This is a genomic window from Kitasatospora sp. NPDC057500 (assembly GCF_042802195.1).
In the GTDB taxonomy this organism is placed as follows: domain Bacteria; phylum Actinomycetota; class Actinomycetes; order Streptomycetales; family Streptomycetaceae; genus Kitasatospora.
The window spans coordinates 40,596-58,544 of sequence record NZ_JBHVER010000019.1; the positions used below are offsets into that span (position 1 = coordinate 40,596).

Annotated in this window: 11 protein-coding genes; 4 read left to right on the plus strand and 7 right to left on the minus strand. The window is 77.6% G+C overall.

From position 1 onward, the window contains the following. Positions 1–48 precede the first annotated feature (48 nt). Positions 49–2,838 carry a hypothetical protein gene (locus tag ACFU74_RS06780; protein WP_380752856.1) on the plus strand — a complete coding sequence of 930 codons (2,790 nt, stop codon included), beginning with the start codon at positions 49–51 and terminating at the stop codon, positions 2,836–2,838. Positions 2,839–2,959: 121 nt separating this feature from the next. Here the strand turns inward: ACFU74_RS06780 and ACFU74_RS06785 are convergent, their stop codons facing one another. After that, a complete protein-coding gene (locus tag ACFU74_RS06785) occupies positions 2,960–3,544 on the minus strand; it encodes a hypothetical protein (protein WP_380752859.1) in 585 nt (194 codons plus the stop codon). A 661-nt stretch (positions 3,545–4,205) separates the two neighbouring features. On the opposite strand from ACFU74_RS06785, the gene ACFU74_RS06790 reads away from it, so the two are divergent. Next, positions 4,206–7,223, plus strand: a complete 3,018-nt coding sequence (locus ACFU74_RS06790; protein WP_380752861.1) for a BTAD domain-containing putative transcriptional regulator — start codon at positions 4,206–4,208, stop codon at positions 7,221–7,223. Here ACFU74_RS06790 and ACFU74_RS06795 read toward each other — a convergent pair. Continuing rightward, on the minus strand, positions 7,212–7,694 hold the full coding sequence (locus ACFU74_RS06795; protein ID WP_380752863.1) for a hypothetical protein: 483 nt from the start codon (positions 7,692–7,694) through the stop codon (positions 7,212–7,214). The genes ACFU74_RS06790 and ACFU74_RS06795 overlap by 12 nt on opposite strands. 272 nt (positions 7,695–7,966) lie before the next feature. Here ACFU74_RS06795 and ACFU74_RS06800 point away from each other — a divergent pair, with 272 nt between their 5' ends. Further along, on the plus strand, positions 7,967–8,908 hold the full coding sequence (locus tag ACFU74_RS06800; protein WP_380752866.1) for an EamA family transporter: 942 nt from the start codon (positions 7,967–7,969) through the stop codon (positions 8,906–8,908). Positions 8,909–9,181: 273 nt separating this feature from the next. On the opposite strand, the gene ACFU74_RS06805 is transcribed toward ACFU74_RS06800, so the two are convergent. The 5 genes from ACFU74_RS06805 to ACFU74_RS06825 all read right to left on the minus strand — a co-directional run bounded on the left by ACFU74_RS06805 (position 9,182) and on the right by ACFU74_RS06825 (position 16,652). Continuing rightward, entirely contained in the window at positions 9,182–10,573 is a 1,392-nt protein-coding gene (locus ACFU74_RS06805) for a TolB family protein (RefSeq protein ID WP_380752867.1), read from the minus strand. A 380-nt stretch (positions 10,574–10,953) separates the two neighbouring features. Continuing rightward, the gene (locus ACFU74_RS06810; protein WP_380752870.1) at positions 10,954–13,659 is read right to left on the minus strand and encodes a BTAD domain-containing putative transcriptional regulator; all 2,706 of its coding nucleotides are present in this window, start codon (positions 13,657–13,659) and stop codon (positions 10,954–10,956) included. A gap of 195 nt (positions 13,660–13,854) precedes the next feature. Further along, positions 13,855–15,420 carry a hypothetical protein gene (locus tag ACFU74_RS06815; protein ID WP_380752872.1) on the minus strand — a complete coding sequence of 522 codons (1,566 nt, stop codon included), beginning with the start codon at positions 15,418–15,420 and terminating at the stop codon, positions 13,855–13,857. Positions 15,421–15,457: 37 nt separating this feature from the next. Then, the gene (locus ACFU74_RS06820; protein ID WP_380752875.1) at positions 15,458–16,108 is read right to left on the minus strand and encodes a Type 1 glutamine amidotransferase-like domain-containing protein; all 651 of its coding nucleotides are present in this window, start codon (positions 16,106–16,108) and stop codon (positions 15,458–15,460) included. A gap of 25 nt (positions 16,109–16,133) precedes the next feature. Continuing rightward, positions 16,134–16,652, minus strand: coding sequence for a DinB family protein (locus tag ACFU74_RS06825; RefSeq protein ID WP_380752878.1), 519 nt, complete (start codon positions 16,650–16,652; stop codon positions 16,134–16,136). Positions 16,653–17,084: 432 nt separating this feature from the next. Between ACFU74_RS06825 and ACFU74_RS06830 the strand changes: the two genes are divergently transcribed. Continuing rightward, positions 17,085–17,897, plus strand: a complete 813-nt coding sequence (locus tag ACFU74_RS06830; protein ID WP_380752881.1) for a class I SAM-dependent methyltransferase — start codon at positions 17,085–17,087, stop codon at positions 17,895–17,897. The last annotated feature ends 52 nt before the right edge of the window (positions 17,898–17,949 follow it).

The following is a 17,949-nucleotide window of genomic DNA, read 5'->3' on the forward strand; positions in this document are numbered from 1 at the left end:
CCGGCGGGCGGTGAACCGGGGGCGCGGCGGGGGCCGTAGTCCTGAGCGATGAGCCTCTCCCGCACCGGTGCGCGCTCCGAGGAGCCCGCGCCCCCGGCCGAGCCCCGCCGCCGTTTCGGATTCCGGCGCGGGCCGCAGCGCGCGCTGCCCGCCGGGGGCGCGGCTGCCCCGCCCGCACCCGCACCCGCACCGGTGCGCCCCGCTCTTCCGGCCGCCACCCCGCGTGCGGTGCCGGCCGCCGCGCCGGTCCCCGGCCCGTCGGTGCTCCGCGCGGTCGGGCCGCACTTCGTGATCGCCGCGTCCACCGCCCGCGAGGACGAGCTGAACGCCGCGATCGGCGCCCTGCGGCCCGTCCCCGACGCCGTGGTGGTGGTCGCCGCCGCACCCGACTCGGCCAAGGTCCTGCGCGACCGGATGGCCGACCTCGGGGTGATCGCCCGCGCCCGGGGCGCCGCCCACCTGGTGCTCGCCGCCTCCGGACTGGCCGCCCTCGCCCCCAACGGCCGCCGGCCCGCCGAGGTCGTCGCCGAGCGCGCGGGCGTACCGGTCGTCGCGCCGGACGGCCTGGTGGAGATCACCCCGGCCGGCAACCTCAAGGTCACCGACCCGGCGGGCGCCGTCGAGGCGTCCGCGTGGTGGCGGTGCGAGCCGGGCGAGGCGCCGCGCCGGCTGAACAGCACCATCGGCTCCGCCGCCCCGGAGCCCGCGCCCGCCGTCCCCGCCACCGTCTCCGCGTCCGCCCCCGCCGCTGCCCCCGCCACCATTGCCCCCGCCGCCGCTGCTCGCGGACGGGCCGACGCCGTGCGCGTCCTGCGCCTGCCCGCCGGCTTCTGGCTCTCCGACCCGGCCGACCCGTCCACCACCCCGCTGCCCGACGTCCGGCTCGCCGCCGCGCCGCCCGGCAACGCCGTGGTCCTCATCGGCACCCCCGCCCGGCCCGTCCTGCTCCCCGAGGACTTCACCGAGGCCGTGCTCTCCCTGCCGCTCGGCGCCGACCGCCCCCTGGTCAGCGCCCCCTGGGCGGCCCCCGACCAACTGGCCGCCCTCACCGGCGCACTGGCCGCCCGCACGGCCCGGCCGGTGCAGGCCGCCATCGGCCTGCCCGTACTCGGCCCCGGCGGCCCCACCTCCCGGATCCTGGACCGCAACGGCCGCGCCGGCTGGGAGCCCTTCCTGCTGCGCCTGGCCACCGCCCCCGGTGCCCCGACCAGCCCCGCCGCCTGGCGCAACGGCGGCGCCGACTGGCGCACCGACGGGCCCGCCGTCTTCCGGGCGTTCCCGTACTGGGCGCTGGAGGCCGTCCCCGCCGGCCTCTGGCTGCGCCCCGAACCCCCGCACGTCCTCACCCCGCGCTTCCGGCGCCCCGAGGCGGCCCGCCCGCTGCTCATCGTCGGGGAACGCGACCGCCCGGTGCCGGCCGACGCCTTCGAGGAACTCGGCACCCTCCTGGACCGCCTCCCGTCCGCCGGCGCCGAGGGGTTCGGCCTGCTGGTCCACGGCCTGCTGGAGCCCACCGCCGAACGCGTCGGGCGCTTCGTCGCGCGGATGCACGAACTGGAGTGGCTCGGCGCGGAGCAGCCGCTGAGCGGCCCGCCCGCCGTGGCGCCGGTGTCCTACGGCATCGGCCGCCCGACGGCCGCCCCGCCGCGCCCCGCCGCCCGCACCGAACTCCCGGCTCCTGTCCCCGCTCCTGTCCCGGTACCCGCCCTCGAACCCGAGCCCGAAACCGAACCCGAAGCACGGCCGGTCCCCCTCCCCACCCCCGTCCGCGCCACCGCCGACCCCACCCCCGCCACCGCACCCCCAGCCCGCCGCACCCCCGCAGTCGCCACCGCTGCCACTGCCACTGCCACCGCGACCGCCGGCGGCGACCCCCGCCCCGCCCGCGCCCCGGAAGTCCCTCCCGCCGAACCGGCCGCTCCCCTCCCTCCCCCGCCTCCGCCCTCCCCCGCTCCCCCTGCTCCCCCTGCTTCCCCTTCACCGCCCTCTCCCCCTGCCCCCGCCTCTCCTCCCCCTCCCTCCACCACCGCCCGCGCCTTCGGCCCCGACGACTGCCCGGCACCGGTGACCGCGACCACCCCCGCCGAACGCGACGCCGTCCGCACCCTGCTCGGCGACCACTACCACCGCTGCACCGGTCGCCTGGAACAGCTCGCCACCCGGCTCCCGGGCCTGCGCTCCACCTCCCAGGACGACTTCAAACCCGACCTCGCCGCCGTCCTGCTCCACCACACCGACACCGGCGTCCCCACCACCCGCGCCGACCTGGTGGCCGCCGCCCGCTCCGCCGACCCCGCCCTGCAGCCCTTCCTCCGCTGCCTCGGCGCCGGCCTGCGCCGCCTCCCGAGCCACCACGGCGCCGTCCTCCTCGCCGCCGACCCCGCCCTGGCCCCCGAGTCGGTCCTGCCCCACTACCCCACCGGCCGCCAGTTCCGCGAACCCGCACCACTGGCCGGACTGACCGCCCCGGGCTCCGAACTCCCGGGTTCCTCCGTCGAATTCCTGATCTGGTCCGCCACCGGCCGCCGCACCTCCGTCTTCGACACCACCGACGGCCCCGCCCAGGCCGTCTTCCCCCCGGGCACCGCGTTCACCGTCGTCGGCGTGGTCCCCGCCGACGACGACCGCCCCGCCTGCGTCCTCCTCCGCGAATCCGGCGGCGACCCCTCCGAGCGCAACCGCAACGCCCTCTCCCGCCTCCGCGCCTGGCTCGAACGCCGCGCCACCATCCCCACCCCCGAACGCCCCCGCACCGACACCCCCACCCACTTCCACCTCACCCCGGGCCTCACCCTCGACACCCCTGCCCCTGCCCCTGTCCCTGCCCCGCAGGAATAGCACCACCGGCCGACCTCCCCACAGCAACGAGGCGCCCCGACCGGTCCCGGTCGGGGCGCCTGGCCCGGAGGGTCGCGTCGGGCCTGCTGTCGTCCTCCTCCGCCTCTCTCCGGCCTGCCGCCTACCGGCCCGTCGCCCATGCCTCGGCGGCGGTCGGCTCGGCCGGGAGCACGCGGCCGGTGGGCAGGTGGGTGCGGGCCGCCGGGACGAGGGCGACGGCCGGCTCGGCCCGTGTCGCCGGGACCGCGGGGATCGCCGGGACCGCGGGAGTCCGCTGGAGTGCGCCGAGGTCCGTGCCGGAGGTGGTGCGCAGACCGCCGCGTACGGCCGGGCCCAGGCCCTCCGTGGGCGACGGTGCGCCGGACGGGCGGTCGGCGACGGTGGCCGACAGGCGGAGGACGAAGTTGCGTTCGGTCGGGTCGCCGCCCGGCCAGTCGCAGTCCTTGCTGCGCACGATCCGGCTGCGCAGGCCGCCGGGCGAGGTCTGCCACGGGTAGGGCAGCACCCGGATGTTGGGCCGCCAGCCGACGCCGGGGGCGCAGTGCTGGAGCTCCAGCTCCCAGTCGTCCGCGCGGACGTCCAGCGAGGCTCCGATCCGGCCCTCCAGCACGAGGGTGCCGTACGGGGTCCGCGCCACCGCGCGCTGCTCGTAGTAGGCGTCCTTGTCGAGGACCGTGATCCGCAGCGGCCCGTTCATTCGCAGCATGATCGCCCTTCCCGGCGGTCGAAGCACGCGGCACCGACACGGCCCCGCATCCTGGTCGACGGGCGGCGCGGCGTCCGGGTTCACCGCCGTACGACCGGCGACCGCCCGGTGAACCGAACGCCGGGTCCGGGCCGTTGACCATCCGTGGGAGCGGCCCGGCCGTCGCCCGAGCGGCGGCCGGGCACGGTGCCCCCGGTTCCGGCCGGATGTCTGTTCGGGCAGGGCGGCACTCCCGATCGCGCACACCTCCCGCACCTCCGGCCACCCGCGCCGCCCCGGCGAGCAGCGCCCGCGCGAGCCGGGCCCACCGCCGGGCCCGACGGCGCCGAAGGTCCCGGTACCGCGTCCGGCCACCGCACGGGAGGCGCCCGGCCCGGCCGGCGCCGTCGTTTGCACCCGGAAGACACCGACCCGGCGGCGCCCCGGCCGCCCGCGCCGCAACCGGCCGCCGTCCGGCGCCGTCCGTGACGGACGAAGGGGCCCGTCGGGCCGGCCACCGCCGTGGCGGCGGACCGGCCCCGTCCACCGCGCGGACCGGCGGCTCCATACACGGTCTCGGCAACTGTGCACTGAACGTCACAAACCGCACGTTCGGCCTGGCTAGACTGCGCCCCGCACAGGGTGGAGTCCCTCGTCCACCCGCTCTCACCAGGGAGGATCCGTGTTCGTTCGGCTGCTGGGCCCGGTGGAGCTCCAGGCCGCCGACGGTCGGTCCGTCGAGCCCGCCGCTGCCAAGCGGCGCGCCACGCTGGCCCTGCTGGCGCTCGAACTCGGCCGCACCGTCCCGGTCGAGCGGTTCTTCGAACTGCTGTGGGGCGACGAGCCCCCGGCGCAGGCGCGGGCCGCGTTGCAGGGCCACATAGCGGCGCTGCGGAAGCTGATCGCCGGTTCCGACCTCGTCCTGTCGACCCGGTCTCCGGGCTACCGGCTGGACGGTCCGGCGGACGCGGTCGACGCGTCGCTGTTCGAGCAGTTGGCGGCCCGCGCCGCGGCGGAGGACTCCCCGGGCGGCGACCGGGCGGCGACCGCGCTGCTGCGCCGGGCGCTCGACCTGTGGAACGGTCCCACCGCCCTGGCCGGCCTGCCGGACACCGGCCTCAGGGACGCACTGGCGGACCGTCTGCGGCGCAGCCGGGCCGTGGCGCTGGAGGCCTGGGCGGAGCGGCTGCTGCGGCTCGGCCTGGGTGCGGAGGCGGTGGCCGGACTCGACCAGGCACTGGAGTCCGATCCGTTGAACGAGCAGGTCGCCGCCGTGCTGGTGCTCTGCCTGACCCAGGCCGGGCGTCCCCGGGACGCCGTCGACGTCTACCACCGCACCCGGCGGCGGCTCGCCGCGGAGCTCGGGGTCGGGCCGGGCAGCGCGCTGCGGTCGGCGGCGTCCGGTGTCCGCACCGGCGAGCCGGCGCAGCGGCGCACCCTGGCGCGCGCCGTGGTTCCCGGCGGCCTCATCGGCCGGCCCGGCCCTGCCGCACCGGTCGCGCCCGCCGTCCGGCCCGCCGCGGTGCTCCCGTTCGCGAGCTGCAAGCCCACCCCTCGCCCGGTGGCGACCCGCCCGTCCGCCGCCTCCGCCTCTGCCACTTCCTCCGCCGCCTCCGCCGCCCGGGTGCCCGCCCAGAAGGACGGGAACGCGCCGCGCCCCGTGGCCGCCGAGGTGCGCTCCCCCCGCGGCGCCGCTCCCGCTCCCGTCCCCGACCAGCTCCCGCGCTCGCCCGCCGGCTTCGTCGGCAGATCGCGCGAACTCGGCTGGCTCGGCGAGCGGTTGCCGATCAGCGCATACCCCGGCGGCTCCGGCGGTATCGGCGTCCTGGTCGGCCCGGCCGGCAGCGGCAAGACCGCCACGGCCCTGAGGTGGGCGCACGACGCGGCCGCCGGCTACCCGGACGGGCGGCTCTTCGCCGACCTGAACGGCTTCGGCCCCGGCCGTCCCACCGACCCGGCCACCGTGCTCGGCCGGTTCCTGCGCGCCCTCGGCGTCCCGGCGGCCGAGCTGCCCGAGGACCGGCCGGCCCGCGCCGCGCTCTACCGGTCGCTCAGCCGTGACCGCCGCCTCCTGGTGGTGCTGGACGACGTCCGCGACACCGCCGACCTCGCCGATCTGCTGCCGGTCGGCCCCGGCTGCGCGACGGTGGTCACCAGCCGGCGCACCCTGGAGGACCTGGTGGTCAGCGAGGGCGCCGCCGTACTGCGCCTCGGTCCGCTCCCCGGCCCGGACGCCCGCCGCCTGCTGGAGCAACTGCTCGGCCGCACCCGGGTGGCCGCCGAACCGGAGGCCACCGACCGGCTGGCCGAGCTCTGCGGCGGGCTGCCGCTCGCCCTGCGGATCGCCGCCGCCCGGCTCGCCACCCGCCCGGGGTGGGCGATCGCCGACCTGGTGCCCGAACTCGCCGACGACCGCACCAGGTTGCACGCCCTGGACACCAGGGGCGCCACCAGTCTGCGCGCCGCCCTCGACCTGACGCTGCGTCACATCCCGGACACCGCAACGCACCTGCTGGCCCTGCTGGCAGTCCACCCGGGCGCCGAGACCGACGTCCCGGCGGCCGCCGCGCTGCTCGGCGCGGGCCCCGCCGAGGCCGGCGACGCGCTCGCGGTGCTCGCCGCGCACCACCTGCTCACCGAGGTCTCGCCGGGCCGCTACCGCCGCTGCGACCTGGTCCGCCTGTACGGCGCCGAACTCCTCGACGGGCGGCCCGCCACCGAGCGGACCGCGGCGACCGCCGCGCTGGCCGACCACTACCTGACGACGGTGGCCCACGGCGCCGCCGTGATCCAGCCCGCCGCCGGGGACTCGCCCCGCGCCGGCCGTCCGCGCTTCCCCTCCGTCCGCTCGATCCTGGACTGGTTCCAGGCCGAGGAGCCCGCCGTCCGCGGCCTGGTCGCCGCCGCCTCCGAGGGCGGCGACCCCGACCGCGCCTGGCGGCTCGCCTACCGCGCGGACGGCCTCTACTACAGCGTCGGCCGCCGCGCCGACCGGCTGGCCTGCCTACGGACCGGGCTCGACGCCGCCGACCGCACCGGCGACCCGGCGGCCGTCGCCGCGATGGAGGCCGTGACCGCCCGCGCCCTGAGCGCCCTGAGAGGCCGGGGCCGGACGGCGGAGGCCCACCGACTGGCCCGCCGCGCGGTCGACCGCACCTCGGGCACCGGGGACACCGTCCGGGTGCAGGCGCTCACCGTGCTGGCCGTGACCACGGCCGCCGCCGGACGGCCGGCCGAGGCGGTCCGGCTGGGTGAGCAGGCGATCGCCCTCGCGGAGGCGCACGGCCACGCCGAGCACGCCCCCTACGCGCTCAGCAACACCGCCGGGCTCTACGGCCTCGCCGGTGAGCCGGTGCGTGCGCTGGAGCGCGCCCGGGAGGCCCGCGCGCTGCTCGCCGAGCACCCGTTAGCGGTCTTCCACCTCTCCGCGATGATCAACGAGGCCCACGCCCTCCAACTGCTCGGCCGCCGGACGGAGGCGGAGGAGGCCTGGCGGCAGACCGCGGAGCGCTGCCGGTCCGCGGGCGCCGTCCATCTGCACGCGGTCGCCGAACGCCACTTCGCCGAGTTCCTGCTGGCAACCGGCCGCGCCCCGGAGGCCGTCGGCACCCTGCACGCCGCCCGCGGGCTGTACGGACGGCTCGGCGACACCACGGCCGTCCGCGAACTGGACGAACGGCTGACCGCGCTATCGGGCTGAGCGACGCCCGGGGTCCGGGTCGCCCGCACCCGCCCCGGGCCCGCCCGACAGATCCGCCGTCAGCAGCGCCACGCCGTCCTCGCCGAAGCGGTGCAGCAGCAGCGCCACCCACTCCACCGCCTGCGCCCGCTCCAACGGCGTCCAGCGCGCCGCCGACGGGTGCTCGTCGACCACCAGCGCCTCGGCGATCGCCCGCAGCCCGTCCGGGACCGCCGTTCGCGGCCCGCGCCGCCCCAGGCCGTCCACGGCCAGCCGCCGGGCGGCCGCGACCACCACCGCCCCGTCGGCCGGCGGCACCGCCCAGCCGCCGCCCGGCAGGTCGTCGCCGTCCCCGCCGCCCCCGCCGCCGTCCCCGCCGTCACCACCGGGCCGCTCGGCGGCGAGCCACCCCGCCACCAGCTCCCGGATGCCCGCCTCGCCCGCCGTTTCCGCCATGGCGGCCAGCTTGCCAGGCCCGCGCCTCGTGGTCATCACCGTCATGGTGACGAGTACGGCTGCCGCCCCGCCCCGCGTTCACCACCGGCCCCGACGGCGGAGGCGCGGACGGGTAGCATCGCCGCATGACCTCGTACTGGCACGTCGTGCTGCCACCGCTGTCCGCCTGACCGGGCGCACACACCGGCACGCCTGATCCCGCGCCCCCCGGTCGGCCCGCAGCGGCCCCGGGGGTCCGTGTCGTGCGCCCGTTCCGAATCCAGTCCGCCCGCCGGAATCCCGGAATTCGACAACGGAAGTCCACGACTGTGCCGAACCGCACCGCCACGCCCGTACCCGCGCCCGCCTCCACGCCCGCACCACGGCGCCCCGGCGCCCTCGCCGGCCCGCTGCCCGTCCTCGCCGCCGCCGTGCTCTGGGGCACCACCGGCACGGCCGGATCGCTCGCCCCCGCCGACGCCCCGGCCGCCGCCATCGGCTGCGCCGGACTGGCCCTCGGCGGGCTGCTGCTCCTGCTGTCCGACCGCACCGCCCGTTCCCTGCCCAGGACGTGCCCGCCCCGCGACCGGCGGCTGCTGCTCCTGGGCGCCCTCGCGGTGGCCGGCTACCCGGTCACCTTCTACCCCGCCGTCGCCCGCACGGGCGTGGCGGTCGCCACCGTGATCGCCCTCGGCAGCGCACCGGTCTTCACCGGCCTTCTGGCCCGGCTCACCGGCGGCCCCCGGCCCACCGCCCGCTGGACGTGCGCCACCTCGACGGCGGTGCTCGGCTGCACCCTGCTGGTGCTCGGCCCGCAACTCGGCGGCGGCGGCACGCCGATGGACCTCTCCGGCGTCCTGCTGGCGGCCCTCGCCGGACTGTCCTACGCGGTGTACTCACTGGTCGGCGGCCGGCTGATCGCCCAGGGCCTCCCGTCCGCCGGGGTGATGGGCGCGATGTTCGGCGCGGGCGCCGTACTGGTCCTGCCCGTCCTGCTGCTCGACGGCGCCCACTGGCTCGCCACCCCGCGCGGCGCACTCGTCGCGCTGCACCTGGGCGTGGTCACCACCTTCCTCGCCTACCGCCTCTTCGGCCGCGGCCTGCGCCACACCTCGGCCCAGACGGCCACCGCCCTGACCCTGGCCGAACCGGCGGTCGCCGCCGTCCTCGGCGTCGCAGCCCTCGACGAACGCCTCCCCGTCCCCTCCTGGACCGGCCTCGCCGTCCTCGCCCTCGCCCTGACCCTCCTCACCGTCCCCCGCCGCCGCTAGCGGAGCGCGGCCGCCCTGTTCCCGTCCCCCGCCGCCGCCCCGCACGCCGTCCAGTGGGCGAGCCGGTCAGTGCTGCCCCCGCCGTAGCGGCCCCTTCTCAACAGCCGGTTGCAGCGAGGTCCGGTCTGCGAACCAGCCGCCCTCCTGTGCGGGAAGGGCGTCGTCCGAGCGCGGAGCGGCAGGCAGGGACGGTACCGTCCTCGGCCTGCCTGGTGTCCTTCCCGACGGGATCGCGGCGACGGCGGCGGCGCCTCAAGCCGGGTGATCGCCCGGCTACCCGGCCGTTCCCCGCAGACGGCGGCGGAAGACGTCCGAGGTGCCGTTGGTGTCGCCCGGCACCAGGTTGCCGTCCTCGGCGGTGAAGAGCACCGTACCGCCGGCGGCGTCGACGTACGGGGTGGAGGACGGGCCGGTGCTCTGCTCGCCGTCGAGGGTGAGGCTGACCCGTTCGATCCGCCCGGTCCGCAGGTCGCGGCGGAACACGTCGGAGGTGTTGTTGGTGTCGCCGGGTACCAGGGTGTCGGCGGTGGAGTCGAAGTAGACCCAGCGGCCGTCGGCCGTCATGACGCCGCCGCCCGAGTCCTTCGTGGTGGCGGTGCCCGGCAGGTCGGCGTTGACCTTGGTGACCCGACCGGTGGCCAGTTCGTGGACGTGGACGTCCATCCGGATGCTGTGGTTGTGGTCGGGCGTCCCGGCGCCGAAGATCGGCAGACTGTAGACCGCGTAGCGGCCGTCCGGGCTGATCCGTGCGTCATGGCCGACTCCGCGAACGGTGCCGGTGCCGTCCGCGCTCGCGCCGGTGATCAGCCCGCTGTCCGCCTTCCACACGAAGAACGGGTAGTAGCGCGGCCCGGTGAGCCCCGGGGTGCCGTCCGGCGCGGCGTCCGGCGAACCGGCGGCGCCCGGGCCGGGGTACCAGGTCCGGGCGGTGAAGCCGATGGCGGAACCGTCCGCGCTGATCGTCGGGTTGGCGGCGTTGCCCCCGGAACCCTGGCCGTCCGGGCCGGTCGTCACCAACCGGGTGGTGCGGGTCCAGCGGTCGGTGACGTAGATGTTGAGCCTGCCGCGGCGCACGCCGGGGACGAGGTCGGTGCGGTCGGAGGCGTAGGCGACGTAGCGTCCGTCCCGGCTGAGGACGGGCTGGTGGGAGTCGCGCAGGCTCTGGTCCTCCCCGCTCGGCACGGCGCCGGCGGTGATCAGCTCGGTGCGCCCGGTCCGGCGGTCGCGGACGTACACGTCGCTGTTGTGCGCCACCTGGCCGGGCACCACCCCGGAGGCGGAGGTGCTGAACGCCACGTACCGGCCGTCGCCGCTGATCGAGGCGTCGGTGGTGGGGAAGTCCAGCGCGGAGCCGTCGTCGGCGACGCTGACCCGCTCGGTGCGGCCGTTGCGAAGGTCCCGGACGTAGACGTCGTCCGACCCGCTGCCGCCCGGCAGGAGGTCGGCCGAGGCCGACGTGAAGAGCGCGGACCGGCCGTCCTCGCTCAGGCCGAGCGCGTACGAGTAGCCGCTGAGCTGCGCGCCCTTGAAGCCCTCGCTGACGCGGGCGGTCTCGCCCTTGGGCGGACGCGCCTGCGCGGCGGGCACCGCGCTGCCGGCCACGGCGGCGGCCGCCAGGACGGCTGCGGTACGGGCGGCCCAGCGCCGGGTACGGGTGGTGGTCATCGATCGTCCTCCCCTGATGACGGTGCCCGGGCCCGCTGCGCCCCCGCCGCCCGGCTGGGGCCGAGCCAAGCGCCCGCCGGCCGGGAGGTCAACGGTCGAACGCGATCCCACCCGGAAATACGACATCGGTCGTACCCGTCCGTCCGCCCCGCCGGCCGGCCGGCCGGCCCGCAACTGCTGGGACGCGGACGGGATCCGCGACGACCTGCCGGCCCGGGCCGGCCGGACGCCTCGGCGCGGAAGGGGGCACCGGGGGCGGTGGCGACACCGGGCGCCCGCCCGCCGCCGGCAGAACCCGTCCCACGCCCCCGCACTCCCCGCTCCCCAGCCGTTGGCCGGCGGCGACGAGGCAGTGCGGCCGGAGCGTCCCCGACGTCCCCTCACTCCTCCCGGGCGACGAGGCGGCGGGCCAGCGCCGGGTCGGGGCGGCCCTCGGCGGTGTGCAGGGCGAGGGCGCGGCGCCAGTGGTCGGCGGCCTCGTCGCGGCGGCCGAGTTCGGCGAGGACGGCGCCGTTGAAGTCGAGGGCGAGCAGGGTGAGGCGGGTGTCGTGGTGCCTCTCGGCGAGGGCGAGGGCCTCGCGCGACGCTCCGAGGGCCTCCTCGACCCGGCCGAGGACGCGGAGGGCCTCGGCGCGACTGAAGCGGAGGGTGCCGTGGAGCGGGTCGCCGGGGTGGTCGCGGAGGAGGTCGAGGGCGCGGTCGGTGTGGGCGAGACCGCGCTCCGCCTCCCCCACCCGGTGCAGGCAGTGGGCGAGGTGGTCCAGGGCGCGGGCGGTCGACGGGCCGTCGCCGTCGGCCTCGCAGGAGGCCACGACCCGCTCCAGCACGGCGATCGCCTCGTAGCCGCGGCCGGACGCGGCGAGGGTGCCGGCGAGCGCGGTGAGGCAGCGGTCGCGGACGGCGGCGTCCTCGGCCTCCGCGGCGTCCGCGACGGCCTGTTCGGCGACCGCCGCGGCCTCGGCGAAGCGCTTGCGGGAGACCAGGGCGAGGCCCAGGTCGGTCCGCAGCCGGAGCCGGGCGGCCCGGTCCCCGAGGCGTTCGGCCGCGGCCAGGCCTTCCCGGGCGAGCTCCTCCCACTCGTCCAGGTGGGCGCCGTCCTGGTAGTGCAGCGGTCCGCAGCCGTGGGCGAGCCGCCAGACCTCGGCGTCGAGGCCGTGCGCGGCACCGGCGCGGGCCAGGGCCGGCAGGGCGGGCCGCACACGGCGGAACCACGCCACGGCGTCCTCCTGGCCCACCGGGCCGCCGGGGCCGCGGGTGCTGTCGGGGCCGCGGGTGCTGTCGAGCCCGTCGGCGACGGAGGCGGCCTCGGCGGTCTCCGCCCACCGGCCGAGCAACCGGCCCAACGCGGCCGCCCGTTCGACCGCCGGGAGGCCGGCGGCGAGTTCGGCCGCGTACCGGCGCACCGGGCCCGGCCGGCCGAGCCGTCCCGGACCGTCCGCCTCCACGAACCGGGCGGCGGCGAGCGCCGCGAGCAGCTCGCGCGCCCGGGAGGCCGGCACGTCGCCGAGCGCGGCGACGTCCCGCTCCTCGATGCCCGCGCCGGGGAGCAGCCCGGTCAGCGCGAGGACCCTCGCGGCCTCGCCGCGCAGCCCCCGCCGCCCGACCCTGAGCGCGGCCGCCACCCCGTCGGCGCCCGCCCGCCGCCCCTCGGCCAGTTCCGCCGCCACCGCCGCGACACTCCCGCCTCCCGTGCCGATCCTGGCACCCACCAGGCCCACCGCGAGCGGCAGTTGGTCGCACAGCCCGACCAGTCGGGCGGCGGCGTCCGGTGCCCTAGCGATCCGCCCGGCCCCGGCCGTGGCGGCGAGCAGTCCGACCGCCTCGGCGGGTGCGAGGGCGCCGAGCGGCAGCGGGACGGCGCCCTGGCGGGCCACCAGCTCGCCGGTGAGCCCGGCACCGCCGGTGACCAGGACCAGCACCCCGGGATGGCCGGGCAGCAACGCCTCGACCTGCTCGGCGGATCCGGCGTCGTCCAGCAGGAGCAGCAACCGGCGCCCGGCGGTCAACGCCTGCAGCAGGGCGGCTCGTTCGGTGTCGCCACCCGGGAGCTCGCCCGCGCCGAGGGCGCGCAGCAGCGCGGCCAGGGCGGCGGAGCGGGTGAGCGGGGCGGTGCCGTCACCGTGAAGGCCGTCACCGTGGAGGCCGTCGCGGTGGAGGCCGTCGCGGTGGAGGCCGTCGCGGTGGAGGCCGCCACCGTGGAGGCGGACGGTGTGGCGGCCGTCGGGGAAGCGGTCGGCGCGGCGGTCCGCCCAGGCGTGGGCGAGGCGGGTCTTGCCGACGCCGGCGGGGCCGGTGAGCAGCAGGGGGCGGCCGGCGGCGGTGGCCACGGCCGCGTCCAGGCGGGCGAGTTCACCGGCGCGGCCGATGAACGATCCCGAACCGCGGGCGGGTTCGCCCTCCGCACCCGATCCCTGCGACGGCCCGGGCCGTTCGAGGCACCGGGCGAGCAGCGCGGCGGCGTTCCTCCGGCGCGGTTCGGCGGCCAGCAGCGCCGTCAACTGGGCCACCACCTCCGCCATTCGGCCGTCAGGGTCGTCACGCCGGGCGAGCGTCTCGGCCGCGAGCCGCTCGACGGCCCGCCAGCGGGCCGCGGTCAGCCGGGGCCCGGCCTCGGCGGCGAGCCGGGCGGAGCCGCACCTGTCGAGGGCGGGCCCGCGCCAGAGGGCGAGCGCGGTGTGCAGCAGACCGGCGGCGTCGGTGACCGCCTCGCCGCGGGCGGCGGCGCAGAGCCGCTCGAAGCGGTGCGCGTCGACGGCGTCCGGGTGGCCGAGCAGGGCGTAGCCGGAGCCCCGGCCGATCAGGTGGAGGCCGTCCGGGTCCTCGGGTATGGAACCGGCCGGGGGCGCGCCCTCGGCGGCGGCCGCGAGCAGTCGGCGCACGGCGGTGACGTGGCCCTGGAGCGCGGAGCGCGCGGCGGCGGGCGGGGCGGCACCCCAGAGCAGGCCGGTCAGCCGCTCGGCCGGGACGGTCCGGCCGAGGTCGAGGGCGAGGGCGGCGAGCAGCGCGCGCCGTTTCGGTCCGGGCTGCGGCAGGGCCCTGCCGTGGTCGTCCTGGAGCTCGAACCGTCCGAGCAGATTGATGCGCACTGCCGCTCCCCACCGCGTTCCGATCAGTCGATCAGGGTGAGAGCATAGGGAATGTCTGGATTGGTCCACACCTTTCCTGGTGAGCGCCCGTTGTCCCGAACTGCACCGCCCCTCCGGCACCATGACGGAACGTCGGACCCGCACGCCAATCGCCGGGCGCCGGCCACGGCATGGCCACCGGCCCGGAGACCGGGGTCAGGAGGTCTCCAGCCCCAGCCCCGTGACACGGAAGAACCCGTGCCCGGCGAGCTGCCGCGACGCGCCGAGGGCGAGGCGGCGGGCGGTGACCCGGCCCGGGCCGAGACCGAAGCCGGAGTCACCGCTGATCCCGCGCGCCGCCAACTCGGCGGTGATCAACGCGGCGACCTCCCCGGCCGTGGCCCGCGTCGGGGTCCTGAACTCGGCCTTGAAGCGGTTGCCCGAGGGCTGCCAGCCGTCCGCCGTCATCGCCGCCGCGACCTCGGCGGGCTCGCCGGGGCGCGGGCCGACCCGCAGCAGTACGCCCTTCCCGGTGCTGTAGGCGACCGAGAGGCCGCCGCTGATCTGCGGCGCGGCGATGGCGAAGGTGACCTTCTCGCCCGGCCGCTGGACCGGCAGTTGCTCGATCCAGGCCGCCAGCAGGCACTCCAGTCCCTCCCGCAGGTGCGGCAGGGTCAGCGCGAGCCGCCCGCCCGGCAGGACGTCCGCGGTGCCGCCGGGCGCCTGGTGGGCGAGGTGAAGCTGCCAGCTGTAGCGCAGCATCGGGAAGTCGCTGGGCCCGTCGGAGCCGGCCGGCCCGCCGTACTCGAAGGCGATGCGCTCGCCCTCCTCCAACTCCGCTGCCGGTTCGGTCTCCAGTCGGATCCGCCGCCCCTCGCAGAGCAGCCGCAGCACCCGGCCGTTCTCGCCCGCCTCGCGCCAGCGGACGTCCGGACCGTCGGGGCCGCCGCCGAACAGGGTGGGCTCGCCGAGGACGGCGCAGACCGCCCGGAAGACCTCGCCGAAGACCTCCCGCCGGTGCTCCGGCGTCAGCGGCAGCTCGTCGAACCGGTGCAGGTCGAGCACGTCGTAGGTGCCCTCCGGGCCGGGGCGCACGAAGGACACCCGGGTGGCGAAGGACGGCGCGAACACTGGGTCCCCGGTGCGGATGTCGGCGTAGCCGTCCCCGAACCCGACCCGCAGTCCGGGGTGTTCGGCGGCGATCCGGCGGACCGTCCCGACCGGCAGGAACCCGCCGGGAGCGTCGTGCAGCGCGGGGACGAACGCGGCCACCACCGCGGGCAGGTCGGGGCGGGCGTGCCGGACCTCGACGACGTGCGGCTGGAGCGCGATCCAGGCCCGGCGGTCGTTGGCCTGGAGGAGCATGGTGCGCCCGGCGGACTGCCAGCGCAGTCCGAAGCCGTCGGCGGCGGTCGGCACGGCGGTCGGCGAGCCGATCCCGCGCAGCGCCTCGGAGAGGGTGCGCAGCGCGGTGCGCCGCTCCTGCTCGGGGGTCGGCAGCCGGAAGTCGAGCAGCGGGACCCAGGCCCGCCGGTAGCGGTCGGCCTTGGGCGCGGTGGCGCCGAGGAAGAGCTCCGCGCCGAGCGGCCAACGGAGATCGGCCTGGAGGCCGACGACCAGCACGTCCTGGAGGTCCCGGCGGATCCTCCAGCCGGGCCGGGCCTCGACCAGCCGCTCGACGTCCGCCCTGGTCCAGCAGCCGTCGAGGTCGTGCAGGGTGCGGACCAGCTCGACGGTGGTGGGCAGGTCGGCGACCCAGGTGACGGCGTTCTCGGCGTTCATGCGGACGATCCTCGCAGCGGCCACTGACAACCACCGTTCAGTGCACCCGGACGTCCTGACCGTCGATCACCAGGACCTGCCCGTCGCGCAGCACGAGGTGCGGGGTGCCGTCGGCGCGGTAGCCGGCGGCGACCCGGCCGAGGGCCGCCGTCCCGGGGTGGTCGGGCGAGTCGACGTGCGGCACCACGGCGTGGTCGAGGACGCCGAGGCCCTTCCGGATGGCGGGCTCGCCGTAGGCGTCGGGGACCACGCCCGGGTCGTCGCAGTGGTCGAGGCCGCGCAGGCTCGGGGCGAGCAGGCAGGCGGCGGCGCTGTACCCGGCGTACACCAGCGCGTCGTGGCGCAGCAGGTCGAGCAGCGCCACGTCCGCGCCGGACCGGGCGAGGGCGTAGCGCAGCATGAACACGTTGCCGCCCCTGAGCCAGACCGCCGGGAAGCGGGCGAGCGCCTGCCCGACCGCGGCGGCGGGGCGGTCGAAGTACTCCCGCAGGTCGAACTCCACGGGCCGCAGCCCGATCCCGCCGAGCGCGTCGAACTCGCGCCGCACACCGGCGAGCCTGGCCGCCTCCGGCTCGGCGTCCATGGCGTTGGCGATCACCGCGACCCCGGCCGGGCCCGGTCCGCCGAGCAGCGCGAGCAGCCGGTCCGGGTGGGCGCCCAGCCGGAACGAGGAGAGGTACAGGCGCATCGGCGGAGGCCCGGACGCTACGACGCTAGGCCCCGACCTCCCCGTCGATCGCCTCCCGCAGGAGGTCGGCGTGCCCGTTGTGCCGCGCGTACTCGTGGATCAGGTGCAGCATCACCGTCCGCAGTGACACCTCCGCCTTCCAGCGCGGCTGGTACCCGGTGACGTCGAGCGACCGTGCCTCCCGCTCGATCCGCCGGGCGTGCGCCACCTCCGCCTCCCAGGCCTCGAACGCCTCGGCCCGGTCCGCGCCGGCCGCGTCGTACGCGGCCTGGTAGTCGCCCTCCGGCGACCAGAGCAGCGGCACGTCCTCCCCGTCGATCACCCGCCGGAACCAGGTCCGCTCGACCTCCGCCATGTGGCGCACCAGGCCGAGCAGCGTCAGCGTCGAGGGCGGGCTGGAGCGCAGCCGCAGCTGTTCGTCCGTCAGTCCGGCGCACTTCAGCGCCAGCGTCCCCCGGTGGAAGTCCAGGTACGCCCGCAGCGTCTCCCGCTCACCACCGGTCAGCGGCGGGGCGACCCGCCCGTCCCCCGTGTCCATCCCCATGACGCTCCCCGTCTCGCCGTCTCGCCGTCTCAGCGCGTCCCCGTGCGCCTGTGCACAGGCGTCCCCGTGCCCGAACGGCCGGGGCGCCCAGTCTCGCAGCCCGGACGGCCGTCGCGCCGGTCATTTTCCCCCCGCCCGCCGGCGTGCCCCCGCACCGGTGTCGCCGGTACGTTCCACGCCGCGTACGGCGGTAGGGTGCGGGGCGACGGAGCTGAAGTCACCGCAGTAAGCAAGCTCATCATCCCGTATCACTCACAACCCGATTGGCCTGCGCGTTGTCGCGCGAAACCACTTCCTTCGGGTAGTTCCGTCCCAGGCATGTTTGGGTACGTACAGCGGCGCGCGCCCGCGGGAGCCCCCGGAGCACCGGTCCTCCCGCCCGTCGCCGCCCCATCGGCCGCCGCCACTACACACGAGGAGCCCGAGCGAGCCATGAGCCAGGACCGCATCCCCGGACCGGTACGCCAGACCTACGGCGCCGACGATCTGTCACGGGCCGCCAGCTTCGGCGGCGGATTCATCAACTTCGGTGACTGGAGCGGCATCCGCACCACCGCGCCCACCGTCGAGGACCGGGTGCGCAGCCAGGAGGACCTCTACCGCCGGGTGCTGCGCGCCTTCCCCGGGCCGCGGGAGTCGCTGCGGCTGGGCGAGGTGGGCTGCGGGCGCGGGCTCGGTGCGGCGCTCGCGCTCTGCGAGTTCCGCTTCGCGGCGGTGACGGGCGTCGACATCCACCCGGACCAGATCGAGCGCGCCCGCGCCGTCAACGCCAAGGCGCTGGCGACCTTCCCGGACCGGCTGGCCTACTCGCTGGGCTCGGCGGACGATCTGCCGTTCGCGGACGCCTCGTTGGACGGCCTGTACTCGGTCGAGGCGGCGCAGCACTTCCGCGAGCTGACCGGGTTCGCTCGCGAGTCGGCCCGGGTGCTGCGGCCGGGCGGACGGCTGGTGGTCACCACCTTCTTCAGCGCCGCCGGGCCGGACGTCGCCGAGCGGCTGAGCATCCTGCTCGGCAGCTTCGCCAACGGCCTGGACGTCGCCCACCCGCTGGACGGGTTCACCGCCGACCTGGCGGCCGCCGGCTTCGCCGACGTCGCCACCGAGTCGATCGGCGCGGACGTGTGGCCGGGGCTGGACCGCTACCTGGAGGGCACCGTCCCGCCCGGCCACTGGACCCGCAACTTCCTCCACACCTGGCGCGACGGCCTGCTGGACTACCACCTGGTGACCGCCACCCGCCGCTGACCGGGGCGGCGGCGACGGCCGACCGGCACCCGGGGCGATCCCCGCACACCAC

What these genes read in the sequence shown, in the direction of transcription:
- ACFU74_RS06780 (WP_380752856.1), top strand. Translation starts at nt 49, where the DNA reads ATGAGCCTCTCCCGCACCGGTGCGCGCTCCGAGGAGCCCGCGCCCCCG.
- ACFU74_RS06785 (WP_380752859.1), bottom strand. Translation starts at nt 3,544, where the DNA reads ATGCTGCGAATGAACGGGCCGCTGCGGATCACGGTCCTCGACAAGGAC.
- ACFU74_RS06795 (WP_380752863.1), bottom strand. Translation starts at nt 7,694, where the DNA reads ATGACCACGAGGCGCGGGCCTGGCAAGCTGGCCGCCATGGCGGAAACG.
- ACFU74_RS06805 (WP_380752867.1), bottom strand. Translation starts at nt 10,573, where the DNA reads ATGACCACCACCCGTACCCGGCGCTGGGCCGCCCGTACCGCAGCCGTC.
- ACFU74_RS06815 (WP_380752872.1), bottom strand. Translation starts at nt 15,420, where the DNA reads ATGAACGCCGAGAACGCCGTCACCTGGGTCGCCGACCTGCCCACCACC.
- ACFU74_RS06820 (WP_380752875.1), bottom strand. Translation starts at nt 16,108, where the DNA reads ATGCGCCTGTACCTCTCCTCGTTCCGGCTGGGCGCCCACCCGGACCGG.
- ACFU74_RS06825 (WP_380752878.1), bottom strand. Translation starts at nt 16,652, where the DNA reads ATGGGGATGGACACGGGGGACGGGCGGGTCGCCCCGCCGCTGACCGGT.
- ACFU74_RS06830 (WP_380752881.1), top strand. Translation starts at nt 17,085, where the DNA reads ATGAGCCAGGACCGCATCCCCGGACCGGTACGCCAGACCTACGGCGCC.